Source organism: Blastochloris sulfoviridis (assembly GCF_008630065.1).
GTDB classification, from domain to species: Bacteria; Pseudomonadota; Alphaproteobacteria; order Rhizobiales; family Xanthobacteraceae; genus Blastochloris; species Blastochloris sulfoviridis.
The window spans coordinates 118,375-142,354 of sequence record NZ_VWPL01000001.1; the positions used below are offsets into that span (position 1 = coordinate 118,375).

Below are 23,980 nucleotides of genomic sequence, written 5' to 3' on the forward strand. Positions count from 1 at the left end.
CCGTCCCTTCTGCCCGGTGACCCGGGGCTTGATGCTCAATAGTGGTCTTCGAAGCGCTTGGCGAGATCTTCGATGTTCTCGGGCGGCCAGCCAGGCACTTCCATGCCCAGGTGCAGGCCCATCGCCGCCAGCACTTCCTTGATCTCGTTCAGCGACTTGCGCCCGAAGTTCGGCGTGCGGAGCATCTCCGCCTCGGTCTTCTGGATCAGGTCGCCGATATAGACGATGTTGTCGTTCTTCAGGCAGTTGGCCGAGCGCACCGACAGTTCAAGCTCGTCGACCTTCTTGAGCAGAGCCGGGTTGAACGGCAGCTCCTGGATGGCCGGCGTCTCGACCGCGCGCTTGGGCTCCTCGAAATTGACGAAGATGTCGAGCTGGTCCTGCAGGATGCGCGCGGCGTAGGCCAGCGCGTCATCCGGCGACAGGGCGCCGTTGGTCTCGACCGTCATGGTCAGCTTGTCGTAGTCGAGGATCTGGCCCTCGCGGGTGTTCTCGACGCGGTAGGACACCTTCTTGACCGGCGAATAGAGGCTGTCGACCGGGATCAGGCCGATCGGCGCGTCCTCGGGCCGGTTGCGGTCGGCCGCGACATAGCCCTTGCCGGTGGCCACCGTGAACTCCATCCGGATCTCGGCGCCCTCGTCGAGGGTGCACAGCACGAGGTCCGGATTGAGAATGGTGATGTCGCCAACCGTCTGGATGTCGCCGGCGGTCACCACGCCGGGGCCGGACTTGCGCACGACCATGCGCTTGGGTCCGTCGCCCTGCATCTTGATGGCGACATCCTTGATGTTGAGCACGATGTCGGTGACGTCCTCGCGCACGCCCGGAATCGAGGAGAACTCGTGCAGGACGCCGTCGATATGGACGCTGGTCACCGCCGCGCCCTGCAGCGAGGACAGCAGAATCCGGCGCAGGGCGTTGCCGAGCGTGGTGCCGAAGCCGCGTTCCAGCGGCTCGGCGATCACCGTCGCAATGCGCCGAGCATCCTGTCCCGGCTGCACCTGCAGCTTTTCGGGCTTGATGAGCTCTTGCCAGTTCTTGTGGATCACAGGGTCTCACCCTTCAGTCGGCTGCGGACCGATCACCGGCCCGCGGGCATACGGGGGCACGCCATGGCGTGCGCGGGATCAGACGCGGCGGCGCTTGCGCGGCCGGCAGCCATTGTGCGGGATCGGCGTCACGTCGCGGATCGAGGTCACCGTGAAGCCGGACGCCTGCAGGGCGCGCAGCGCCGATTCGCGACCCGAGCCCGGACCGGCGACTTCGACTTCCAGCGTGCGCATGCCGTGTTCGGCGGCCTTGCGGGCGCAATCCTCGGCCGCGACCTGGGCGGCGTAGGGGGTCGACTTGCGCGAGCCCTTGAATCCCATCTGGCCGGCGGAGGACCAGGCAATCGTGTTGCCCTGCGCGTCGGTGATGGTGATCATCGTGTTGTTGAACGAGGCGTTCACGTGCGCCACGCCGGAGGCGATGTTCTTGCGTTCGCGACGGCGGACGCGGCCGGTGGCTTCCTTGGCCATGTTCTTGATCCTTCAGGCGCGCCCGTCGTTCCAGGCGCTCGGGATTGAAAGACGTGTCTCGACCGGCTCGAACCGGCCAATTCAACGCGATACGGGACCGAACGCGGCCCTCTCACCCCGGGCGTCGAAACGCTCGCCCAGGGAACGGTGCCGCCGCGGACCGGGCCGCGGCGAAATCATACGGCTTCCGGTTGGTCCCGTTGGGAGACCGGAAACGGACCCGCCGAAAACCCTTCGCGCACGAACGGGAGTTTCGGCGATCGGGACACGGCTCTCCGGCCTGGTCGGCCGGAGCACCGCATCACTTCTTCTTGCCGGCGATCGGCTTGGCCGGACCCTTGCGGGTGCGGGCATTGGTGTGCGTGCGCTGGCCGTGCACCGGCAGGCCGCGGCGATGGCGCAGGCCGCGATAGCAGCCGAGATCCATCAGGCGCTTGATGTTCAGCTGCACGTCGCGGCGCAGATCACCCTCGACCATATAGTCACGATCGATGGTTTCGCGAATCTGCAGCACTTCCTGGTCGGTGAGCTGGTTGACCCGCCGCTCGGCCGGAATACCGACCTTCTCGGTGATCTCGTGCGCCTTCTTGGGCCCGATGCCGTGAATGTACTGCAGCGCGATGAGGACGCGCTTGTTGGTCGGAATATTGACGCCTGCGATGCGGGCCACGGTTCTTCTCCTGCGGCGACCAAGCCGCTGATCTCCTGGCGGCCGGTCTTCTGGGTGTCGTGCGCCCGAAGAGGACCGGTTAAACGGGTACGCGGCACCCGGCCCTCCTCGGAAGACCCGGCGCCGTTCAAATGCTCGCCGGGTCATACTGTCAGTTGCGAGGTCCGTCAACCTCTTGCGGCGACCACGCCGAGAACCCGGCCGATCGCTTCCGTCACCTCGTCGATGGTCTTCATGCCGTCGATCTCCTTGAGGAGACCCTTGGTCCGGTAATAGTCCGACAGCGGCGCGGTCTGGGCCGTGTAGGCGCTCAGCCGCTGCTTCAGCGCCTCGGGATTGTCGTCGGGGCGGACCGCCTCGCCGCGCGCCGTCATCTCGGCGACGCGGGTCTCGATTCGCTTCACCAGGGCCGTGTGGTCGACGACGAGTTCGACCACGCCGTCGAGCTTCAGCCCCTTCTCCGCCAGCATCCGGTCGAGCGCCTCGGCCTGGCCGGGGGTGCGCGGGAAGCCGTCGAGGACGAAGCCGTTCCGGCAGTCGTCCTGGTCGATCCGGTCGGAGACGATGGCCACCACCACCTCGTCCGGCACCAGATCGCCGCGCGCCATGATGTCCTTGGCCTTCAAGCCCACCGGCGTACCCGCCGCCACCACGGCGCGCAGCATGTCTCCCGTCGACAACTGAACGATGCCGTGCCGTGCCGTCAGGCGCTGCGCTTGCGTGCCCTTGCCCGCCCCTGGCGGTCCCAACAGCACCAGCCTCATCGACGTCTCCCCTTCAGGTTCGCTTTTTTGATGAGGTCTCCATACTGGTGGGCATAGAGATGACCCTGCACCTGGGAGACCGTGTCCATGGTCACGCTGACCACGATCAGGAGCGACGTTCCCCCGAGATAGAAGGGGATCGCGGCATAAGAGATCAGGATTTCCGGGATCACGCAGACCAGGGCGATGTAGATCGCGCCCACCACGGTGATTCGGGTCAGGACGTAGTCGATATACTCCGCCGTGCGCTCGCCCGGGCGAATGCCGGGAATGAAGCCGCCATACTTCTTCAGATTGTCGGCGGTCTCCTGCGGATTGAACACGATGGCCGTATAGAAGAACGTGAAGAACACGATCATCGCCACATAGGCCAGCATGAACAGCGGCTGTCCGTGCCCGAGCAGCGCGGTGATCGTGGTCAGCCAGCCGCCGCTCTCGCCGGCGCTGAAATTGGCGGCCGTGACCGGCAGCAACAGCAGCGAGGAGGCGAAGATCGGCGGAATGACGCCCGCGGTGTTCAGCTTCAGCGGCAGATGCGAGGACTGGCCCTCGAACATCCGGTTGCCGACCTGGCGCTTGGGATACTGGATCAAGAGGCGCCGCTGGGCGCGCTCCATGAACACCACGAAGCCCACCACGACCGCCGCCATCGCCAGGATGATCAGGATCAGCGCGGTCGAGATCGCGCCCTGGCGGCCGAGTTCGAGGGTGCTGGCGATGCCGGCCGGCAGCTCGGCGACGATGCCGGCGAAGATGATCAGCGACACGCCATTGCCGACGCCGCGCGCGGTGATCTGCTCGCCGAGCCACAGCAGGAACATGGTGGCGCCGACCAGCGTGATGGTGGTCGAGACCAGGAAGAACAGGCCGGGCTGCGACACCACATTGCCCGAACTCTGCAGGCCGAGCGCGATGCCCCAGGCCTGGAAGCCGGCCAGCACGACGGTGAGATAGCGCGTGTACTGGTTGAGCTGCTTCCTGCCCTGCTCGCCTTCCTTCTTGATCGCCTCCAGCGTCGGCGACACCGAGGTGAGAAGCTGGATGATGATCGAGGCCGAGATGTACGGCATGATGTTGAGGGCGAAGATGGCCATTCGGCCCACCGCGCCGCCCGCGAACATGTTGAACATGCCGAGGATGCCGCCCTGCTGCTGCTTGAACAGGTCGGCCAGGGCCTGCGGGTCGATGCCCGGCAGCGGAATGTGGGTTCCGAGCCGGTACACCACCAGTGCGGCGAGCGTGAACCAGATGCGCCGCTTGAGCTCCTCGGCCTTGCCGAGAGCCGAGAAATTCAAGTTCGCTGCGAGCTGTTCAGCCGCCGACACCATGACCCGCGCTCCTGCACTCTCTGCTCGCTTCAGATGAGGTCCGCAAGCCGGGAGCTCAAGCCGTCTCCGCCTCGGCGGCCGGCTTCTCGATCAGCGTGACCGATCCGCCCAGCGCCTCGACCGCCGCACGCGCCGACGCCGTGGCGTGATTGACCACGAGGTCGACCTTGGCCGTCAGCTCGCCGGTGGCGAGCAGCCGCACGCCGTCCTTGGCGCGGCGCAGCACGCCGGCCTCGACCAGCTCGGCCACCGTCACCGGCTTCGACGAGTCGAGCTTGCCCGCCGTCAGCGCCCGCTGCAGGCGCTCCAGCGTCAGTTCGTTGTAGTCGAGCCGGAAGATGTTGTTGAAGCCGCGCTTCGGCAGGCGCCGGTGCAGCGGCATCTGGCCGCCTTCGAAGCCCTTGATGCGCACGCCGGTACGCGCGGTCTGGCCCTTGCCGCCGCGGCCGCCGGTCTTGCCCATGCCGGAGCCGATGCCGCGGCCGATCCGCAGACGCGACTTGCGCGCGCCGGCATTGTCCTTGATCTCGTTGAGTTTCATCGCTTGATCTCCGCGCGCGCGCTTCTCAAGCGCCCTGAACCACGCGCACGAGGTGCGCGACCTTATCGATCATGCCGCGCACGGACGGAGTATCCGGCAACGTGCTGCGGCGCCCGATCTTGTTGAGGCCGAGTCCGATCAGCGTGGCGCGCTGATCCTGCCGGCGCCGGATCGGGCTGCCGGTCTGCTCGACCGTGACGGTGTTCTCCGCGGGGTTGGCCATGGGGCGACTCCGTTCGAATTTATGTCAGCTCAGTCGGTCGCCTCGGCGTCGACATCGCGGCGGCGGCTCTGGAGGGCCGACACCTTGAGGCCGCGCCGCGCCGCAACCGAGCGCGGATTGTCCTGGCGCTTGAGGGCATCGAAAGTCGCCCGCACCATGTTGTAGGGGTTCGAGGAGCCCATCGACTTGGCCACCACGTCGGCCATGCCGAGCGTCTCGAACACCGCACGCATCGGGCCGCCGGCGATGATGCCGGTACCGGCCGGAGCCGCACGCAGGAACACGCGCCCGGCGCCGTGATGGCCGGCGATGTCGTGGTGCAGCGTACGGCCCTCGCGCAGCGGCACGCGGATCATCGCCCGCTTGGCCGATTCGGTGGCCTTGCGGATCGCCTCCGGCACCTCGCGCGCCTTGCCATGGCCGAAGCCCACCCGGCCCTTCTGGTCGCCGACGACGACGAGTGCGGCGAAGCCGAAGCGACGTCCACCCTTCACCACCTTGGCGACGCGATTGATGTGGACGAGCTTGTCGACGAAGCCGCTGTCGCGGTCTTCGCGATCACGATCCCGATCGCGCTGACGCTCTCTCGCCATTTCAGTCTATCTCCTCGGGACGTCCCGTCCCCTCGAATCCGTCAGAATTCCAGGCCGCCCTCGCGGGCGGCGTCGGCGAGCGCCTTCACGCGCCCATGATAAAGAAAGGCACCGCGATCGAACACGACCTGCTTGACGCCCTTGGCGACAGCGCGCTCGGCCAACAGCTTGCCGACCGTCTTGGCCGCCTCGACATTGGCGCCGGTCTTCAGCGTCGCGCGCAGATCCTTCTCGATCGAAGACGCCGAGCACAGCGTGATGCCCTGCGCGTCGTCGATGACCTGGGCATAGATGTGCAGACCCGAGCGGTGCACCGACAGCCGCGGCCGGCCGTTCGCCGCCGCCCTGATGGCACGGCGCACGCGATGAACGCGGCGGGCCGTGACGGTAGAGTTCTTGGCCATCTCAGCGCCTCATCACTTCTTCTTGCCTTCCTTGCGGAAGATGAATTCGCCGGCGTACTTGACGCCCTTGCCCTTGTAGGGCTCCGGCGGACGGAACTCGCGGATCTCGGCCGAGACCTGCCCGACCTTCTGCTTGTCGATGCCGCTGACCACGATCTCGGTCGGCTTCGGCGTGACGATCTGGATCCCGTCCGGGATCGGGTAGATCACGTCGTGCGAATAGCCGAGCGCGAGCTGCAGGTTCTTGCCCTGCACCGCGGCGCGATAGCCGACACCGGTGATTTCGAGCTTGTCCTCGTAGCCCTTGGTGACGCCAACCACGAGGTTGTTCACCAGGGTGCGGGACAGGCCCCACATCGCGCGGTGGCGCTGGGTGTCCTGGCGCGGCGTCACGTGGATCTCGGCGCCGTCGAGCTTCACCTCGACCTCGTCGACCAGGACCACGGACAGTTCGCCCTTCGGACCCTTGACCTTGACGGACTGGCCGCTGACCTGGGCAGTCACGCCGCCCGGCACCGCCACCGCCTTCTTACCAATTCGAGACATGCTGATCCCTCCCCCGCTTAGAACACGGTGCAGAGGACTTCGCCCCCGACGTTCAGCGAGCGCGCCTCGTGATCGGCCATCACGCCCTTCGGCGTCGAGACGATGGCGATGCCGAGGCCGTTCATGACGTGCGGCAGCGTGTCAACGGAGGCATAGACGCGGCGGCCAGGCTTCGACACGCGGTCGATGCTCTTGATCACCGGCTGGCCGTCGAAATACTTCAGCTCGACCTCGAACTCAGTACGGCCCGAGGCGTGCTCCGTGGTGGTGTAGCCGCGGATGAAGCCCTCGGACTTCAGTACCTCGAGCACGCGCCCACGCAGCTTGGAGCCCGGCGTCGACACCGAGTTGCGGCGGCGCATCTGGGCGTTGCGGATACGGGTGATCATGTCCCCGATCGGATCATTCGACATGACGCGACCTCCTCACCAGGACGACTTGACGAGCCCGGGGATAAGCCCCTGCGAGCCGAGTTCACGCAGCGCCACGCGGCTCACCTTGAGCTTGCGGTAGTTCGCCCGCGGACGCCCGGTCACCTCGCAACGGTTGCGGATGCGGGTCTTGGACGAATTGCGCGGCAGTTCCGCCAGCTTGAGCCGGGCGGCGAAGCGCTCCTCGATCGGCAACGACCTGTCGTCGGCGATCGCCTTCAGCCTCGCGCGCTTGGGCGCATACTGTTCAGCCAACTTGCGCCGGCGCTTGTTCTTCTCGATGGCACTGGTCTTGGCCATGTCCTACTCCGTGTTCCGCGTCTGAGACGCCTGTCTCACTGCCGGAAGGGAAAATTGAAGTGGCGAAGCAGCGCGCGCGCTTCCTCGTCGGTGCGCGCGGTGGTGCAGACGACGATGTCGAGACCCCAAATCTGCTCGACCTTGTCGTAGTTGATCTCCGGGAACACAATGTGCTCCTTGAGACCGAGCGCGTAGTTGCCGCGCCCGTCGAAGCTCTTGGGCGACAGGCCGCGGAAGTCCCGCACGCGCGGCAGCGCCATGGTCACGAGCCGGTCAAGGAACTCGTACATGCGCGTCTTGCGCAGCGTGACCTTGGCGCCGATCGCCTGGCCCTCGCGCAGCTTGAAGGTGGCGATCGACTTGCGCGCATTGGTGATCACCGGCCTCTGGCCAGCGATCAGCGCGAGGTCGCCCGCCGCGTTCTCGACCTTCTTGCGGTCGGCCGTGCCTTCGCCCACACCCATGTTGAGGACGACCTTCTCGATGGTCGGCACCTCGAACTTGTTCTTGTAGCCGAACTCCTCGATCAGCTTGGGCCGCACGACCTCTTCGTAAAAGGTCTTCAGCCGCGGCGTCGGGATCACGACCGGCTCGCTGCTCGCAGCGCGCGGCGCCTTGGCGGCCGCCTTCGCGCCCTTCTCGGGAGCCTTGTCCTTCTTCGGCGCCTTGGCGCCGTCCTTCGGATTCTTGTCAGCCATCGATCCGTTCTCCCGACCGCTTGGCAACGCGCACCTTGCGGCCGTCATCGAGCACCTGGAAACCGACGCGGGTCGGCTTGCCGTCCTTGGGATCGGCGACCGCGAGGTTCGAAAGCTGGATCGGCGCCTCTTTCGAGATGATGCCGCCCTGCTGGGATTGGGTCTGGCGCTGGTGGCGCTTCACGACATTGACGCCGCGAACCAAGGCGCGGCCTTCGCTCGGGCGCACCTCGATCACCTCGCCGGACCGGCCCTTGTCGCGCCCGGTGAGCACGACGACCTTGTCCCCTTTGCGGATTTTCGCCGCCATCACAGCACCTCCGGGGCGAGCGAGATGATCTTCATATGGTTCTTGGCGCGGAGTTCGCGCGGCACCGGTCCGAAGATACGAGTGCCGATCGGCTCCTTCTGATTGTTGATCAGAACCGCGGCGTTGCGGTCGAAGCGGATCACCGAGCCGTCGGGCCGGCGGATGTCCTTGGCCGTGCGAACCACGACCGCCTTCATCACGTCGCCTTTCTTGACGCGACCGCGGGGGATCGCCTCCTTCACCGACACCACAATGATGTCGCCGACATGGGCGTACTTGCGCTTCGAGCCGCCCAGCACCTTGATGCACATGACACGGCGCGCGCCGGAATTGTCCGCCACGTCGAGATTGGTCTGCATCTGAATCATGACGCACCGTCCTCTCGCGGTCGCGCGACACTCGAATCGGGTGCCTCGCGGAGATTCTTATTGTTCAACGGAAGATTCCGTCACTTGCTCTCGTCTTCGACCACGATCCAGCGCTTCAGCTTCGAGATCGGGGCGTGCTCCACAATGGCCACGGTGTCGCCGACCTTGAACTTGTTCGCCTCGTCATGGGCGTGGAACTTCTTCGACCGCCGGACGGTCTTCTTCAGCACCGGATGGGTGAAGCGTCGCTCGACACGGACCACGACGGTCTTGTCCTGCTTGTCGCTCACCACGGTGCCTTCCAGCACGCGCTTCGGCATGGCCCTCTCCTTAAGCCTTGGCCGACGCGCTGGTGCGCTTCTCGGCGGCAATGGTCTTCAGCCGCGCGATGTCGCGGCGCACCGCGCGAACCCGCGCGGTATTCTCAAGCTGTCCGGTCGCCCGCTGGAAGCGCAGATTGAACTGCTCCTTCTTGAGCTTCAGGACCTCGTCGTCGATCTGGTCGGGCGTCATCGCCCTAACGTCGGTCGCCTTCACGGCAGCCTCCTCATTCGGCGATGCGCGAAACGAAGCGCGTCTTGATCGGCAGCTTGGCGGCGGCGAGCGTCAGCGCCTCGCGCGCAAGCTCGGTCGGCACGCCGTCGATCTCGAACAGGATGCGGCCAGGATGAACCCGCACCACCCACAGTTCGGGCGCGCCCTTGCCGGAGCCCATGCGGACCTCGGCCGGCTTCTTCGACACCGGCACGTCCGGGAACACCCGGATCCAGACGCGGCCGGCGCGCTTCATGTGGCGCGTCATCGCCCGGCGGGCGGCCTCGATCTGACGCGCGGTGACCCGCTCCGGCTCCAACGCCTTCAGCCCGAACTGGCCGAAATTGAGGGCCGTACCGGATGAGGCGATGCCGCGGATGCGGCCCTTGTGGGCCTTGCGGAACTTCGTTCGGTTGGGCTGCAGCATGGCTCGCCGTCCGTTTCTCTTCGCGTTATGCCGCGTCGCGGCGCGACCGGCCGGACGACGGCTCGGCTTCGGCCAGACGCTTGTCCTGCGCCATCGGGTCGTGCTCGAGGATCTCGCCTTTGAAGATCCACACCTTCACGCCGCAGGTGCCGTAGGTGGTGAAGGCCGTCGCCTGGCCGTAGTCGATGTCGGCGCGCAGCGTATGCAGCGGCACGCGTCCCTCGCGGTACCACTCCATGCGCGCGATCTCGGCGCCGCCGAGCCGGCCGGAGCAGTTGATGCGGATGCCTTCCGCGCCAAGCCGCATCGCCGACTGAACGGCGCGCTTCATGGCGCGGCGGAAGGCCACGCGGCGCTCAAGCTGCTGGGCGATCGATTCCGCGACCAGCTTGGCGTCGACTTCCGGCTTGCGGTTCTCGACGATGTTGAGGACCACTTCCGACTTCGTCAGCGCACCGATCCGCTTGCGCAGCTTGTCGATGTCGGCGCCCTTCTTGCCGATCACCACGCCCGGACGAGCCGAGTGGATGGTGACGCGGCACTTCTTGTGCGGACGCTCGATGATGATGCGCGACACCGCGGCCTGCTTCAGCTCCTTCTGAAGCTGACGCCGGATCTCCATATCCTCATGGAGCAGCTTGCCGTACTCCCCCTTGGGGGCGTACCAGCGGCTGTCCCAGGTCCGGTTGATGCCGAGCCGCAGCCCGATCGGATTGACCTTCTGACCCATGTTGTCCTCCGCCTCTCACTCGGAGGCCGGCGCCGCCTCGACCTGGCGGACGACGATGGTGATATTCGAAAACGCCTTGAAGATGCGGCCGACACGGCCGCGCCCACGCGGCACGAAACGCTTGATGACCATGGACTTGCCGACATGCGCGTCGGCAACCACCAGATCGTCGACGTCGAGCCCGTGATTGTTCTCGGCGTTCGCAACCGCCGATTCCAGGCACTTGCGGACGTCGCGGGCGATCCGCTTCTTCGAGAATTCGAGATCGGCCAGCGCGCTCGCAACCCGCTTGCCGCGGATCAGGCCCGCAACCAGATTGAGCTTTTGCGGGCTGACGCGCAGATTGCGCGCCGAAGCCATCGCTTCGCTGTCCTTGAGAGTGCGCTCGCGCGCCGGCTTACCCATGACGCCCTCGCCTCACTTCCGCTTGGCTTTTTTGTCGGCCGCGTGGCCGTGGAAGGTCCGGGTCGGCGAGAACTCGCCGAACTTGTGCCCGACCATGTCCTCGCTCACATACACCGGAACATGCTTGTTGCCGTTGTACACGCCGAAGGTGAGCCCGACGAACTGGGGCAGGATCGTGGAGCGGCGGCTCCAGATCTTGATCACCTCGGCACGGCCCGAACCGCGCGCAGCATCCGCCTTCTTCAGCAGATAGCCGTCGACGAACGGGCCCTTCCAAACCGAACGCGCCATCGCCCTGTCCTCACTTCTTCTTGCGAGCGTGGCGGCTCGACACGATGAACTTGTCGGTCCGCTTGTTGCTGCGCGTCTTCTTGCCCTTGGTCGGGAAACCCCACGGCGTCACCGGATGACGGCCGCCGGAGGTGCGGCCTTCGCCGCCGCCGTGCGGATGGTCGATCGGGTTCATCGCCACGCCGCGATTGTGCGGGCGGAAACCGAGCCACCGGGTGCGGCCGGCCTTGCCGCTCGAAACGTTCATGTGATCCTGGTTCGACACCGCGCCGACCGTGGCGTAGCACGCACCAGCCACCAGCCGCTGTTCGCCCGAGTTCAGGCGCACAATGACGTAGCCCTGGTCGCGCCCGACGATCTGGGCGTAGGTGCCGGCCGAGCGCGCGATCTGCCCGCCCTTGCCCGGCTTCAGCTCGATATTGTGGACGATGGTGCCGACCGGCGCCGAGCTGAGCGGCATCGCGTTGCCGGGCTTCACGTCCACATGGCTGCCAGCCACCACCATGTCGCCGGCGGACAAACGCTGCGGCGCCAGGATGTAGCTCAGCTCGCCATCCTCGTAGCGGATCAGCGCGATGAACGCCGACCGGTTCGGATCATATTCGAGCCGCTCCACCGTCGCCGGCATGTCGCGCTTCGTGCGCTTGAAGTCGACAAGCCGGTAGGACTGCTTGTGGCCGCCGCCGCGGAACCGCACGGTGATGCGGCCCATGTTGTTGCGCCCGCCCGACGACGACTTGCCGACGGTCAGGGCCTTCACCGGCTTGCCCTTCCACAGGCCCGAGCGGTCGACCAGCACGAGCTGGCGCTGCGAGGGCGTGACGGGCTTATATGTTTTAAGAGCCATCTCTAAGCCTCCAGCCGCCTCACAGACCCGTCGTCACGTCGATCTTGTGGCCCTCGGCCAGCGTCACGATCGCCCTCTTGACGTCGGACTGCTCGCCCCTGCGGTTGCGAAACCGCTTGACCTTGCCCTTGCGGACCAGCGTGTTGACGGCCTCAACCTTGACCTCGAACAGCTTCTCCACCGCTTCCTTGATCAGCGGCTTCGTCGCAGTCTTGGCGACCTTGAACACGACCTGATTGTTCTCGGAGGCCATCGTCGCCTTTTCGGTGATCACCGGCGCGACGATGACGTCATAGAGGCGCGGATCGATGCTCATTTGAATCGCGCCTCCAGCGCTTCCACCGCGGCACGGGTCAGCACCAGCGTCTCACGCCGCAGAATGTCGTACACGTTGATGCCCTGCACCGGCAGAACGTCGAGGTTCGGCAGGTTGCGCGCGGCGAGATCGAAATTGGTGTTGACCTCGGCCCCGTCGACCACCAGCGCGTTGGCAAGCCCGAGCTTGCCCAGCCGCTCGACCAGCCCCTTGGTCTTCGGCTCGGCGAGTGCCGCCGAATCGAGAACCACGATGGCATCGCCCTTGGCCTTCGCCGACAAAGCGTGCTTGAGGCCGAGCACACGCACCTTCTTCGGCAGGTCGATGGCGTGCGAGCGCACGAGCGGGCCGAACGCCCGGCCGCCGCCGCGGAACTGCGGCACGCGGGCGGAGCCGTGACGGGCGCCGCCGCTGCCCTTCTGCTTGTAGATCTTTTTGCCGGTGCGGTTGATCTCGGCGCGGTTCTTCACCTTGTGCGTGCCAGCCTGGCGCTTGGCGAGCTGCCAGGTGACGAGGCGATGAAGAATGTCCGCGCGCGGCTCAAGCCCGAAGATGTCATCGTCGAGCGTGACAGAGCCGGCCTCGCCGCCGTCGAGCGTCTTGACCTTCAATTCCATCACGCGCTCTCCCCGCTCTCAGCCGCAGCGCCATCGCTCTCAAGCAGACGGAACTTGCCGGGCTTCGGCGCATCCTGCGGCAGCGCGCGCTTGACCGCGTCGCGTACCATGATCCAACCGCCGTCCACGCCAGGCACCGCGCCTTCCACCAGGATCAGGCCGCGCTCGACGTCGGTCTGCACCACGCGCAGATTCTGCGTGGTCACCGTGGTGGCGCCCATGTGGCCGGCCATACGCTTGTTCTTGAACGTCTTGCCGGGATCCTGACGGCCGCCGGTCGAACCGTGCGAGCGGTGCGAGATCGACACGCCGTGGGTGGCCCGCAAGCCGCCGAAATTGTGCCGCTTCATGCCGCCGGCGAAGCCCTTGCCGGTGGAGGTGCCGGTGACATCGACGAACTGGCCGATCACGAAATGATCGACCGTGAGCTCGGCGCCGACCGGGATCAGCTCGTCGGCATTGACCCGGAACTCCGCAAGCTTGCGCTTGGGCTCGACCTTGGCCACCGCGAAATGACCGCGCTGGGCCCGGCTGACATTCTTCACTTTCGCTTTGCCCACGCCGAGCTGCAGCGCGACATACCCGTTCTGCTCGGCGGTGCGATGCGCAACCACCTGGCAGTTCTCGACTCGCAGCACCGTGACCGGCACGTGCTCCCCGCCGTCGGTGAAGACGCGGGTCATGCCGACCTTCTGGGCGATGACTCCGGAGCGCATGGCTCTCTTCCTTCCTGTCGCCTCAGAGCTTGATCTCGACGTCGACGCCGGCCGCGAGGTCGAGCTTCATCAGCGCGTCGACCGTCTGCGGTGTCGGGTCGACAATGTCGAGGACACGCTTGTGGGTACGGATCTCGAATTGCTCGCGGCTCTTCTTGTCGATGTGCGGCGAGCGGTTCACGGTGAACTTCTCGATCCGCGTCGGCAGCGGAATCGGACCCCGAACCTGCGCACCCGTGCGCTTCGCCGTATTGACGATCTCGCGCGTCGAGGCGTCGAGGATTCGGTGATCAAACGCCTTGAGGCGGATCCGAATGTTCTGGCCGTTCATCGTTCTTGCTTTCGTTCGCGAGACCGGTGCAGTCGGCGCGCCGGGACCGGCGCGCCGTTCTGCGTGACACTCACTCGATGATGCTGGCGACGACGCCGGCGCCCACGGTGCGGCCGCCCTCACGGATGGCGAAGCGCAGCTTCTCTTCCATCGCGATCGGCACGATCAGGTGGACTTCCATCGACACGTTGTCGCCCGGCATCACCATTTCCGTGCCTTCCGGCAAATGAACGACGCCGGTCACGTCGGTGGTGCGGAAATAGAACTGCGGGCGATAGTTGGTGAAGAACGGCGTGTGACGGCCGCCCTCTTCCTTGGTGAGGATGTACGCCTCAGCCTTGAACTTGGTGTGCGGCTTCACGGAGCCGGGCTTGCACAGCACCTGGCCGCGCTCGACCTCCTCGCGCTTGGTGCCGCGCAGCAGGCAGCCGACGTTGTCGCCCGCCTCGCCCTGGTCGAGCAGCTTGCGGAACATCTCGACGCCGGTGACGGTGGTCTTGGTGGTCGGACGGATGCCGACGATCTCGACTTCCTCGCCCACCTTGATCACGCCGCGCTCGATACGGCCGGTCACCACGGTGCCGCGGCCGGAGATCGAGAACACGTCTTCCACCGGCATCAGGAACGGCTGGTCCTTCGGACGCTCCGGCTGCGGAATGTAGGCATCAACCGCGTCCATCAGCTTCAGGATGGCTTCGCGGCCGATCTCGGGGCTCTTGTCCTCGAGCGCCATCAGGGCCGAGCCCTTGATGATCGGAATGTCGTCGCCCGGGAAGTCGTACTTCGACAGAAGCTCGCGAACCTCGAGCTCGACGAGCTCAAGCAGCTCCGGGTCGTCGACCATGTCGACCTTGTTCATGAACACGACCAGCGCCGGCACGCCGACCTGGCGCGCAAGCAGGATGTGCTCGCGGGTCTGCGGCATCGGGCCGTCGGCGGCGGACACCACCAGGATGGCACCGTCCATCTGCGCCGCGCCGGTGATCATGTTCTTCACATAGTCGGCGTGACCGGGGCAGTCGACGTGCGCATAGTGGCGCTTGTCGGTCTGATACTCGACGTGAGCGGTCGAAATCGTGATGCCGCGCGCCTTCTCTTCCGGCGCCTTGTCGATCTGGTCATAGGCGGTGAAGCTCGCCCCGCCCGTCTCGGCAAGAACCTTCGTGATCGCAGCCGTCAGAGAGGTCTTGCCATGGTCGACGTGACCGATGGTGCCGATATTGCAGTGCGGCTTATTCCGCTGAAATTTTTCCTTCGCCATCGCTCGTAATCTCCGTCGATGTCAGACTGTCGATCCGTCCGGCCGAATAGTCTCAAGCGAACTTGGCCTGGACTTCCTGAGCCACGTTCGAGGGGACCTGTTCGTAGTGATCGAATTGCATGGTGAACGTCGCACGCCCCTGGCTCATCGAACGCAAGGTGTTGACGTATCCGAACATGTTGGCGAGCGGCACCATCGCATTGATGACGACCGCATTGCCGCGCATGTCCTGGCCCTGGATCTGCCCGCGCCGCGAATTCAGGTCTCCGATGACCGAGCCGGTGTAGTCTTCCGGGGTCACGCACTCGACCTTCATGATCGGCTCGAGCAGAACCGAAGCGCCCTTCTGAAGCGCCTCGCGCAACGCCGCGCGCGAGGCAATCTCGAACGCCAACGCCGAGGAGTCGACCTCGTGATAGGCGCCGTCAATGAGCTGGACCTTGAGATCCACCACCGGGAAGCCGGCGACCACGCCGGACCCGAGGACGGACTGCAGGCCCTTTTCGACGCCGGGCAGATACTCCTTCGGCACCGCGCCGCCGACGATCTTGCTTTCGAACTCGAAGCCCTTGCCGGCCTCGTTCGGCTCGCACACCAGCTTGACGCGGGCGAACTGCCCGGTGCCGCCGGTCTGCTTCTTGTGGGTGTAGTCGACCGTCGTCGGCCGCGTGATCCGCTCGCGATAGGCCACCTGCGGCGCGCCGATATTGGCGTCGACCTTGTAGGTGCGGCGCAGGATGTCGACCTTGATGTCGAGATGCAGCTCGCCCATCCCCTTCAGGATGGTCTGGCCGCTCTCCTGGTCGGTCGACACGCGGAAGGACGGATCCTCGGCCGCGAGCTTCTGCAGCGCCACGCCGAGCTTCTCCTGGTCGGCCTTCGACTTCGGCTCGATGGCGATCTCGATCACCGGATCGGGGAACTCCATCTTCTCAAGGATCACCGGCTTCAAAGGATCGCACAGCGTGTCGCCGGTGCGCGCGTCCTTAAGGCCGGCCAGCGCGACGATGTCGCCGGCATAGGCTTCCTTGATGTCCTCGCGCGAGTTGGCGTGCATCAGCAGCATGCGGCCGACGCGCTCGCGCTTTTCCTTGGTCGAGTTCAGCAGCCCCATGCCGCTTTCGAGCTTGCCCGAATAGATGCGGCAGAAGGTGATGGTGCCGACGAACGGGTCGTCCATGATCTTGAACGCGAGCACGGAGGTCGGCTCGTCGTCGGACGGATTGCGCACCACTTCTTCGTCGTTGCGCGGATCGGTGCCGCCGATCCCGCCGCGATCGAGCGGCGACGGCAGATAGTCGACCACAGCGTCGAGCAGCGGCTGCACGCCCTTGTTCTTGAAGGCCGAGCCGCAGAACACCGGATTGAATGTGCGGGTGGTGACCGCCTTGCGCACCAAGCGCTTCAGCGTCGCCTCGTCAGGCTCGACGCCTTCGAGATAGGCGTTCATGGCGTCGTCGTCGAGCTCGACCGCCGCCTCGATCAGCATGGTGCGATACTCGGCCGCCTTGTCGGCGAGATCGGCCGGGATGTCCTCGTCGCGATACTTCGCGCCGAGTGCCTCGTCGTCCCACACGATGGCGCGCATCCGGACAAGGTCGATCACGCCCTTGAAGTCGTGCTCGGAGCCGATCGGCAGCTGCAGGCACACCGGCTTGCCGGCGACGCGGGTGACGATGTCGTCGACGCACTTGTAGAAGTCGGCGCCGATCTTATCCATCTTGTTGACGAACACGACGCGCGGCACGTTGTACTTGTCGGCCTGGCGCCACACCGTCTCGGTCTGCGGCTCCACGCCCTGGTTGCCGTCGAGCACGCACACCGCACCGTCGAGCACGCGCAAGCTGCGCTCCACCTCAATGGTGAAGTCGACGTGGCCTGGCGTGTCGATGATGTTCAGGCGCTTGCCGTTCCAGAAGCAGGTCGTCGCGGCCGACGTGATGGTGATGCCGCGCTCCTGCTCCTGCTCCATCCAATCCATCGTCGCGGCGCCATCGTGCACCTCGCCGATTTTATGGCTCTTGCCGGAATAATAGAGGATCCGCTCCGTGGTCGTGGTCTTCCCGGCATCGATGTGGGCCATGATGCCGAAATTGCGGTAGTCCTCGATCGGATGGCTACGGGGCATGAGAATGTCCTCGACGGGCGCGCGCGACCAGCGTCACCAACGATAGTGAGAGAAGGCGCGGTTCGCTTCCGCCATCTTGTGGGTGTCTTCGCGCTTCTTCACCGCGTTGCCGCGGTTGTTGGAAGCGTCGAGCAGCTCGGCCGACAAACGGTCGATCATCGTCTTTTCGTTACGGTTACGCGACGCACCGATGATCCAGCGGAACGCCAGGGTCTGGCGGCGCTCCGGCCGCACCTCGACCGGCACCTGATAGGTGGCGCCGCCGACGCGCCGCGAGCGCACCTCGATCGCAGGCATGACATTGTCGAGCGCCTGCTGGAACACGCCGAGCGCGTTCGCCTTGGTGCGGTTCTCGATCACGTCGAACGCGCCGTAGACGATCCTCTCGGCAACCGACTTCTTGCCCTGCTTCATGACGGAGTTCATGAAGCGCGACAGCACGATGTTGCCAAACTTGGGATCGGGCAACACTTCGCGGCGTTCGGCACGATGACGACGGGACATGGGCGATCTCTCTTCTCGTCATGCCCGGACTCGACCCGGGCACCCCGATCCTATTCTCTTTCGACTGGTTCCCCGGGTGGCGCGACGCGCGCCCGGGATGACCTTCGCGACGCGGTCACTTCGGCCGCTTGGCGCCGTACTTCGACCGACGCTGCTTGCGGTTCTTCACGCCCTGCGTATCGAGCACACCACGCAGGATGTGATAACGAACGCCCGGCAAGTCCTTCACGCGGCCGCCACGGATCATCACCACCGAGTGTTCCTGAAGGTTGTGACCTTCACCCGGGATGTAACCGATGACCTCGAACTGGTTGGTCAAGCGGACCTTAGCAACCTTGCGGAGAGCCGAGTTCGGCTTCTTCGGCGTGGTCGTATAGACACGCGTGCAGACCCCGCGCTTCTGCGGGCTGCCCTCCAGATGGCGGGCCTTTTCGCGATAGACGCTCGCCTCACGGGGCTTGCGGATCAACTGATTGATCGTCGGCATGGTTCGCCTTCGGACCTTCTTGTTTCGCCTCTCGACCGAACTCATCCGCCACAGCGCATGAGCGCGCGTCGCGAACCGGCCGTCCGTTACCGAACGGCCAAACGCCGGACCCGCCGCCCGCCTGATGGCGGTAAGCGGTCCGCTGCCAAACACAGACACAACGGTTCCCCGTTGCGCCGATGCAACCCGAGGCTCTCGCCTGGTTTCAGCTTTCGCCGGCTATTGCGGCAGCGTCTCGGATCCTTGAGTCCACGCTGGGCGCGCGGACATAGCGGAGCCGACCGCCTGCCGAAAGTCCGTGGGTTCTAGAAGCTGCAGCGCGGGGCGTCAAGTCTGAAATCGTTGGAATGCCGTCACAATGCCCGCAACGCCGTGCAATTCCGCTTCAGCAGGGCTGTTCAGGCGGGCAGAAACCAGCAATCGGGACACAAATGCCGCCGCTCATGGCCGGTTTTGGAGTCGAAACTCGGTAGAATCAGTGGCGCCAATCGGCGCCTGTCGCATCACCTTGCGCGATTCCATTGGGACTCACGGAGCAATTGCGGCCGCCCGGCGTGGCAAGCCTGCTGCGGCCGCCCGCGCGACTCAGGGCTGGCGGTGCTGGCGTGCCACCAGCTTCCTGCCGCTGTAGATGGCGGCCGTCGTATCGCTGATGCGGCGGTAGTCCAGGCAGGTCTCGGTCTCTTTCGGCCGCGAGAAACGGCGGCAGAACTGGTTGCCGCGCATCGTCCAGATGCCGTTGATTCGCGCCCGCTTTTCGCCACGGATCAACTCGTAGACCGAGGTTCCGTCGGCCTTGTGGCGGATGATCGCGCGCGAGCCGTCCGGCCCCAGCGATTCCAGCGGCACGCCGATCGCGAACGCCCGGATCTCGGCGCCGGTCATCGGCGTGCCCGGCAAGACCGCCTTCTTGCCACCCTGGGCGGCGGCGGACACCTCCGCCATGGTGAGAACCGACAGCACACACCCGAACGCCAAGCCAGCGACCAGCCGCATCATGTCCCGCCCTCCCCCCGGCGCCCGCCTTCCGGCTGCGGACGCCCTCACGCGGTTTCCGGTTGATCCCTTGGGGATACCGGGAACCGCGTGCAGCGTACGCACTCCGGCGCTGGCCGCCAAGCCGCGGAGCCGCGAGGCACCAATACGCAAACGGCCGCCCGAAGGCGGCCGTCGATGCGTTGTACCTGCCCCGCGGCCAGCCTCGCGGCCGCGGGGACGCAGCCTTCTCCGCAAACGCAAGAACCGGTCTCGCGAAAACGACTGCGTTGACCCGCCGGCTTGAAGCACGGCTTGCAGCGTCCGCCCGACCCGATGGGATCGGCGGGCGCTCTGATGCGGTGCCCGGATGATCCCTTCGGGATCCCGGAGACGATCTCGCCGAAAGACCCCTGATCCGCGGGGGCATTTCGGGGATCGGCAGACGGTTCTCCGGCCCGGTCGGCCGGAAAACCGTATGCCGTGGGATGCGGCCGCGCTATTCCGCGGCCGGCAGGCTCGCCGGCGGCTCGATGCGGGCCGCCGCCTCCTTCTCGCGCTCGGTCTGGATCAGGTCGTCGCGCCGGCGCGCCACCTCGCGCAGGCGGGTCATCACCGCGCCGGTGCCGGCGGGGATGAGCCGGCCGACGATGACGTTTTCCTTGAGGCCGCCGAGATTGTCGACCTTGCCGGCCACCGCCGCCTCGGTCAGCACGCGCGTCGTCTCCTGGAACGACGCGGCGGAGATGAAGGAGCGGGTCTGCAGCGACGCCTTGGTGATGCCGAGCAGCACCGGGCGGCCGCTGGCCGGCTTCTTGCCGGCGGCGAGCGCCTTCTCGTTCTCCTCCTCCAGCTCGACCAGATCGACCTGCTCGCCCTGGATCAGGTCGGTCTCGCCGGCGTCGTCGATCTCGACCTTCTGCAGCATCTGGCGGACGATCACCTCGATGTGCTTGTCGTTGATATTGACGCCCTGGAGCCGGTAGACCTCCTGGATCTCGTTGACCAGATAGGCGGCGAGCTCCTCGACGCCCTTGATCGCCAGGATGTCGTGCGGCGCCGGGTTGCCATCGACGATGAAGTCGCCCTGCTCGACGATGTCGCCGTCCTGAAGGTGGATGTGCTTGCCCTTCGGGATCAGGTACTCGATCGGCTCAAGCTCGGGATCGTTCGGCTCGATGGTGAGCCGGCGCTTGTTCTTGTAGTCGCGCCCGAAGCGGATGGTGCCGGAGATCTCGGCGATGATCGCCGCGTCCTTGGGCCGTCGCGCCTCGAACAGTTCGGCGACACGCGGCAGACCGCCGGTGATGTCGCGGGTCTTGGCGCTCTCCAGCGGCACGCGGGCCAGCACGTCGCCGGCCTGCACCTTGCCGCCCGGATCGACCGCGATGATCGAGTCCGGGATCAGGGTGTAGCGGGCGTCGCCGCCGCGCGGCAGCTTGGCGATCTTGCCGTCCTTGCCCTTGACCAGGATGGCCGGGCGCAGATCCGCGCCGCGGTTGGCGCTGCGCCAGTCGGTCACGATGCGCTTGGCGATGCCGGTCGACTCGTCGAGCGTCTCGGCCATCGACTGGCCTTCGACAAGATCCTCGAACGCCACCGTGCCCTCGGCCTCGGTAAGTACCGGGCGGGTGTAGGGATCCCACTCGGCGATGCGGGCGCCGCGCTTGATCTTCTCGTCCTCGTCGACCTTGAGGCGCGAGCCGTACTGGATGCGGTGCACCGCCCGCTCCGTGCCGTCGGCGTCCTGGATGATCACCGACATGGTGCGGCCGGTGGCGATCAGCTCGCCATCCGAATTGCGAGCCACCGCCTTGTTGCGGAACTTCACCACGCCTTCGAAATTCGACTCGATGAAGGACTGCTCGTTGATCTGCGCCGCCCCGCCGATGTGGAAGGTGCGCATGGTGAGCTGGGTGCCCGGCTCGCCGATCGACTGGGCGGCGATGACGCCCACCGCCTCGCCCATGTTGACGGGCGTGCCGCGGGCGAGATCGCGCCCGTAGCAGGTGCCGCACACGCCGGTCTTGGCCTCGCAGGTCAGGACCGAGCGGATCTTGACCTCCTGGACGTTGGCCGTGACCAGCTTCTCGACCTGCGGCTCCTCGATCAGCGTCGAGCGCGGGATCAGCACCTCGCCGGTGGCCGGATCCATCACGTCATCGGCCGTCGTGCGGCCGAGCACGCGGCTCGCCAGCGACGCCACCACCTGGCCGGCGTCGATGATCGCGCGCACTTTGATGCCGTTCTCGGTGCCGCAGTCGACCTCGTTGATGATGCAGTCCTGCGCCACGTCGACCAGACGGCGGGTGAGGTAACCCGAGTTCGCCGTCTTGAGCGCGGTGTCGGCGAGGCCCTTTCGCGCGCCGTGCGTCGAGTTGAAGTACTCGAGCACGGAGAGGCCCTCCTTGAAGTTGGAGATGATCGGGCTCTCGATGATCTCGCCCGACGGCTTGGCCATCAGGCCGCGCATGCCGGCGAGCTGCTTCATCTGCGCCGGCGAACCGCGGGCGCCGGAGTGGGCCATCATGTAGATCGAGTTGATCTGGGCTTCGCGTCCGGTCAGCTCGTCCTTCTTGGCCGACTGGATCTCCCGCATCATCTCCTCGGCGATGCGGTCGGTGCACTTGGCCCAGGCGTCGACCACCTTGTTGTACTTTTCGCCCTGGGTGATCAGGCCGTCATTGTACTGCTGCTCGTATTCCTTCACCGCGGCGCGGGCTTCCTCGACGATCGGCCACTTCTTGGCCGGCACCACCATGTCGTCCTTGCCGAACGAGATGCCGGCGCGGAAGGCGTGGTAGAAGCCGAGCGCCATGATGCGGTCGCAGAAGATCACCGTCTCCTTCTGGCCGCAGTGGCGGTAGACGGTGTCGATGGCGCCCGAGATCTCCTTCTTGGTCATCAGCTTGTTGACGACGTCGAAGGGGGTCTTGGGGTGGCGCGGCAGCAGCGCGCCGAGCAGCATGCGGCCCGGCGTGGTGTCGACGATGCGCGTGCCCTCGACGCCGTTCTCGTCGATGTACGGCACGCGGCCCTTGATCCTGGCGTGCAGCGTCACCGCCTTGGCGGCGAGCGCGTGCTCGATCTCGCCGATGGTGGCGAACGCCATGCCCTGGCCGGGCTCGTTGTCGCGCATCAGGCTGAGATAATAGAGGCCCAGCACGATGTCCTGGCTCGGCACGATGATCGGCGAGCCGTTGGCCGGGTGCAGGATGTTGTTGGTCGACATCATCAGCACGCGCGCCTCGAGCTGCGACTCGAGCGACAGCGGCACGTGCACCGCCATCTGGTCGCCGTCGAAGTCGGCGTTGAAGGCCGAGCACACCAGCGGGTGAAGCTGGATGGCCTTGCCCTCGATCAGCGTCGGCTCGAACGCCTGGATGCCCAGGCGGTGCAGCGTCGGCGCGCGGTTGAGCAGCACCGGATGCTCGCGGATCACCTCGTCGAGGATGTCCCAAACCTCCGGCCGTTCCTTCTCGACCATCTTCTTGGCCTGCTTGACGGTGGCCGACAGGCCCTTGGCGTCGAGGCGCGAATAGATGAACGGCTTGAACAGCTCCAGCGCCATCTTCTTGGGCAGGCCGCACTGGTGCAGCTTCAGCTCGGGACCGACGACGATCACCGAACGGCCGGAATAGTCGACGCGCTTGCCGAGCAGGTTCTGGCGGAAGCGGCCCTGCTTGCCCTTGAGCATGTCGGACAGCGACTTCAGCGGACGCTTGTTGGCACCGGTGATGACGCGGCCGCGCCGGCCGTTGTCGAACAGCGCGTCGACGGCCTCCTGCAGCATCCGCTTCTCGTTGCGGATGATGATGTCGGGCGCCTTGAGCTCGATCAGCCGCTTCAGGCGGTTGTTGCGGTTGATGACGCGGCGGTAGAGGTCGTTGAGGTCGGAGGTGGCGAAGCGGCCGCCATCCAGCGGCACCAGCGGCCGCAGATCCGGCGGGATCACCGGCACGGCGGTGAGGATCATCCACTCCGGCTTGTTGCCGGATTCGATGAACGACTCGATCAGCTTGAGACGCTTGGCGAGCTTCTTGGGCTTCAGCTCGGAGGTGGTCTCCTGGATCTCCTGGCGGATGTCGACCGTGAGCTTCTCAAGGTCGAGCGCCTTCAGCATCTCGCGGATGGCCTCGGCGCCGATCATCGCGGTGAAGGAGTCCTCGCCGAACTCCTCCTGGGCGCGCATGTAGTCTTCTTCCGAGAGAAGCTGGCGCTCCTTCAGCGTGGTGATGCCCGGCTCGATGACCACGTAGTATTCGAAATACAGGATGCGCTCGAGATCCTTGAGCGTCATGTCCATCAGCATGCCGATGCGGCTCGGCAGCGACTTCAGGAACCAGATGTGGGCCACCGGCGCGGCCAGCTCGATGTGGCCCATGCGCTCGCGCCGCACCCGCGACAGCGTGACCTCGACGCCGCACTTCTCGCAGATGATGCCCTTGTACTTCATGCGCTTGTACTTGCCGCACAAGCACTCGTAGTCCTTGATCGGCCCGAAGATGCGCGCGCAGAACAGGCCGTCGCGCTCGGGCTTGAAGGTCCGGTAGTTGATGGTCTCCGGCTTCTTGATCTCGCCGTACGACCAGGACAGGATCTTTTCAGGACTGGCGATCGAGATCCGAATTTGGTCGAAGGTCGGCGCCGGAGTCTGCGGGCCGAACAGGTTCAAGACCTCTTGGTTCATCACCGTCTCCTTGTGCCGCTCA

Annotated in this window: 32 protein-coding genes; all 32 read right to left on the bottom strand. The window is 65.8% G+C overall.

The genetic code is table 11. The features are described 5' to 3' along the window. Nucleotides 1–35 precede the first annotated feature (35 nt). A complete protein-coding gene (locus tag F1193_RS00530; protein WP_150095721.1) occupies nt 36–1,052 on the bottom strand; it encodes a DNA-directed RNA polymerase subunit alpha in 1,017 nt (338 codons plus the stop codon). A gap of 78 nt (nt 1,053–1,130) precedes the next feature. Then, on the bottom strand, nt 1,131–1,523 hold the full coding sequence (gene rpsK, locus F1193_RS00535) for a 30S ribosomal protein S11 (protein WP_150095722.1): 393 nt from the start codon (nt 1,521–1,523) through the stop codon (nt 1,131–1,133). A gap of 301 nt (nt 1,524–1,824) precedes the next feature. After that, on the bottom strand, nt 1,825–2,193 hold the full coding sequence (gene rpsM, locus F1193_RS00540) for a 30S ribosomal protein S13 (RefSeq protein WP_150095723.1): 369 nt from the start codon (nt 2,191–2,193) through the stop codon (nt 1,825–1,827). A gap of 167 nt (nt 2,194–2,360) precedes the next feature. Further along, nucleotides 2,361–2,957: an adenylate kinase gene (locus F1193_RS00545; RefSeq protein WP_150095724.1), complete on the bottom strand. Its 597-nt coding sequence runs from the start codon at nt 2,955–2,957 to the stop codon at nt 2,361–2,363. After that, entirely contained in the window at nt 2,954–4,285 is a 1,332-nt protein-coding gene (gene secY / locus F1193_RS00550) for a preprotein translocase subunit SecY (RefSeq protein ID WP_150095725.1), read from the bottom strand. Before secY ends, F1193_RS00545 begins: the two co-directional genes overlap by 4 nt. A gap of 55 nt (nt 4,286–4,340) precedes the next feature. Beyond that, entirely contained in the window at nt 4,341–4,826 is a 486-nt protein-coding gene (gene rplO, locus F1193_RS00555) for a 50S ribosomal protein L15 (RefSeq protein WP_150095726.1), read from the bottom strand. Between the two features lie 25 nt (nt 4,827–4,851). After that, nucleotides 4,852–5,049 (bottom strand): 50S ribosomal protein L30, encoded by a 198-nt coding sequence (gene rpmD / locus F1193_RS00560; RefSeq protein ID WP_150095727.1) that lies wholly within the window; start codon nt 5,047–5,049, stop codon nt 4,852–4,854. 29 nt (nt 5,050–5,078) lie between these two features. Next, nucleotides 5,079–5,642, bottom strand: a complete 564-nt coding sequence (rpsE, locus tag F1193_RS00565; RefSeq protein ID WP_126399428.1) for a 30S ribosomal protein S5 — start codon at nt 5,640–5,642, stop codon at nt 5,079–5,081. A gap of 41 nt (nt 5,643–5,683) precedes the next feature. Then, a complete protein-coding gene (gene rplR / locus F1193_RS00570) occupies nt 5,684–6,046 on the bottom strand; it encodes a 50S ribosomal protein L18 (RefSeq protein WP_150095728.1) in 363 nt (120 codons plus the stop codon). Nucleotides 6,047–6,058: 12 nt separating this feature from the next. Next, nucleotides 6,059–6,592 (bottom strand): 50S ribosomal protein L6, encoded by a 534-nt coding sequence (gene rplF, locus F1193_RS00575; protein ID WP_150095729.1) that lies wholly within the window; start codon nt 6,590–6,592, stop codon nt 6,059–6,061. A gap of 17 nt (nt 6,593–6,609) precedes the next feature. Then, nucleotides 6,610–7,005 (bottom strand): 30S ribosomal protein S8, encoded by a 396-nt coding sequence (rpsH, locus tag F1193_RS00580; RefSeq protein ID WP_150095730.1) that lies wholly within the window; start codon nt 7,003–7,005, stop codon nt 6,610–6,612. Between the two features lie 12 nt (nt 7,006–7,017). Then, a complete protein-coding gene (rpsN, locus tag F1193_RS00585; RefSeq protein ID WP_150095731.1) occupies nt 7,018–7,323 on the bottom strand; it encodes a 30S ribosomal protein S14 in 306 nt (101 codons plus the stop codon). Nucleotides 7,324–7,358: 35 nt separating this feature from the next. Continuing rightward, complete coding sequence (rplE, locus tag F1193_RS00590) at nt 7,359–8,021, bottom strand: 50S ribosomal protein L5 (RefSeq protein ID WP_150095732.1); 663 nt, start codon at nt 8,019–8,021, stop codon at nt 7,359–7,361. Further along, nucleotides 8,014–8,331 (bottom strand): 50S ribosomal protein L24, encoded by a 318-nt coding sequence (gene rplX, locus F1193_RS00595; protein ID WP_150095733.1) that lies wholly within the window; start codon nt 8,329–8,331, stop codon nt 8,014–8,016. Before rplX ends, rplE begins: the two co-directional genes overlap by 8 nt. Beyond that, nucleotides 8,331–8,699, bottom strand: coding sequence for a 50S ribosomal protein L14 (rplN, locus tag F1193_RS00600; RefSeq protein ID WP_055037004.1), 369 nt, complete (start codon nt 8,697–8,699; stop codon nt 8,331–8,333). Before rplN ends, rplX begins: the two co-directional genes overlap by 1 nt. 80 nt (nt 8,700–8,779) lie before the next feature. Beyond that, the gene (gene rpsQ, locus F1193_RS00605; protein ID WP_150095734.1) at nt 8,780–9,019 is read right to left on the bottom strand and encodes a 30S ribosomal protein S17; all 240 of its coding nucleotides are present in this window, start codon (nt 9,017–9,019) and stop codon (nt 8,780–8,782) included. A gap of 10 nt (nt 9,020–9,029) precedes the next feature. Beyond that, nucleotides 9,030–9,212, bottom strand: coding sequence for a 50S ribosomal protein L29 (gene rpmC / locus F1193_RS00610; protein WP_246164052.1), 183 nt, complete (start codon nt 9,210–9,212; stop codon nt 9,030–9,032). A gap of 34 nt (nt 9,213–9,246) precedes the next feature. Continuing rightward, nucleotides 9,247–9,660, bottom strand: a complete 414-nt coding sequence (rplP, locus tag F1193_RS00615) for a 50S ribosomal protein L16 (protein WP_150095736.1) — start codon at nt 9,658–9,660, stop codon at nt 9,247–9,249. A 25-nt stretch (nt 9,661–9,685) separates the two neighbouring features. Continuing rightward, entirely contained in the window at nt 9,686–10,390 is a 705-nt protein-coding gene (rpsC, locus tag F1193_RS00620; RefSeq protein WP_150095737.1) for a 30S ribosomal protein S3, read from the bottom strand. 15 nt (nt 10,391–10,405) lie between these two features. Further along, nucleotides 10,406–10,795, bottom strand: a complete 390-nt coding sequence (gene rplV, locus F1193_RS00625; RefSeq protein ID WP_150095738.1) for a 50S ribosomal protein L22 — start codon at nt 10,793–10,795, stop codon at nt 10,406–10,408. A 12-nt stretch (nt 10,796–10,807) separates the two neighbouring features. Further along, nucleotides 10,808–11,086 (bottom strand): 30S ribosomal protein S19, encoded by a 279-nt coding sequence (gene rpsS / locus F1193_RS00630; RefSeq protein ID WP_126399452.1) that lies wholly within the window; start codon nt 11,084–11,086, stop codon nt 10,808–10,810. A 10-nt stretch (nt 11,087–11,096) separates the two neighbouring features. Next, nucleotides 11,097–11,933, bottom strand: a complete 837-nt coding sequence (gene rplB / locus F1193_RS00635; RefSeq protein WP_150095739.1) for a 50S ribosomal protein L2 — start codon at nt 11,931–11,933, stop codon at nt 11,097–11,099. 19 nt (nt 11,934–11,952) lie between these two features. Next, on the bottom strand, nt 11,953–12,249 hold the full coding sequence (locus tag F1193_RS00640; protein ID WP_150095740.1) for a 50S ribosomal protein L23: 297 nt from the start codon (nt 12,247–12,249) through the stop codon (nt 11,953–11,955). After that, nucleotides 12,246–12,866, bottom strand: coding sequence for a 50S ribosomal protein L4 (rplD, locus tag F1193_RS00645; RefSeq protein WP_150095741.1), 621 nt, complete (start codon nt 12,864–12,866; stop codon nt 12,246–12,248). Before rplD ends, F1193_RS00640 begins: the two co-directional genes overlap by 4 nt. Then, entirely contained in the window at nt 12,866–13,582 is a 717-nt protein-coding gene (rplC, locus tag F1193_RS00650; RefSeq protein WP_150095742.1) for a 50S ribosomal protein L3, read from the bottom strand. The genes rplD and rplC overlap by 1 nt, the downstream gene beginning before the upstream one ends. A gap of 22 nt (nt 13,583–13,604) precedes the next feature. Then, the gene (rpsJ, locus tag F1193_RS00655; RefSeq protein ID WP_055036993.1) at nt 13,605–13,913 is read right to left on the bottom strand and encodes a 30S ribosomal protein S10; all 309 of its coding nucleotides are present in this window, start codon (nt 13,911–13,913) and stop codon (nt 13,605–13,607) included. A gap of 70 nt (nt 13,914–13,983) precedes the next feature. Continuing rightward, on the bottom strand, nt 13,984–15,174 hold the full coding sequence (gene tuf / locus F1193_RS00660; protein ID WP_150095743.1) for an elongation factor Tu: 1,191 nt from the start codon (nt 15,172–15,174) through the stop codon (nt 13,984–13,986). 52 nt (nt 15,175–15,226) lie between these two features. Then, nucleotides 15,227–17,302 carry an elongation factor G gene (gene fusA / locus F1193_RS00665; protein ID WP_150095744.1) on the bottom strand — a complete coding sequence of 692 codons (2,076 nt, stop codon included), beginning with the start codon at nt 17,300–17,302 and terminating at the stop codon, nt 15,227–15,229. Nucleotides 17,303–17,335: 33 nt separating this feature from the next. Beyond that, complete coding sequence (gene rpsG / locus F1193_RS00670) at nt 17,336–17,806, bottom strand: 30S ribosomal protein S7 (protein ID WP_150095745.1); 471 nt, start codon at nt 17,804–17,806, stop codon at nt 17,336–17,338. A gap of 115 nt (nt 17,807–17,921) precedes the next feature. Next, nucleotides 17,922–18,293 carry a 30S ribosomal protein S12 gene (gene rpsL, locus F1193_RS00675; protein ID WP_150095746.1) on the bottom strand — a complete coding sequence of 124 codons (372 nt, stop codon included), beginning with the start codon at nt 18,291–18,293 and terminating at the stop codon, nt 17,922–17,924. Between the two features lie 585 nt (nt 18,294–18,878). After that, entirely contained in the window at nt 18,879–19,292 is a 414-nt protein-coding gene (locus F1193_RS00680) for a hypothetical protein (RefSeq protein WP_150095747.1), read from the bottom strand. A 475-nt stretch (nt 19,293–19,767) separates the two neighbouring features. Beyond that, on the bottom strand, nt 19,768–23,958 hold the full coding sequence (gene rpoC / locus F1193_RS00685; RefSeq protein WP_150095748.1) for a DNA-directed RNA polymerase subunit beta': 4,191 nt from the start codon (nt 23,956–23,958) through the stop codon (nt 19,768–19,770). Nucleotides 23,959–23,980 lie beyond the last annotated feature (22 nt).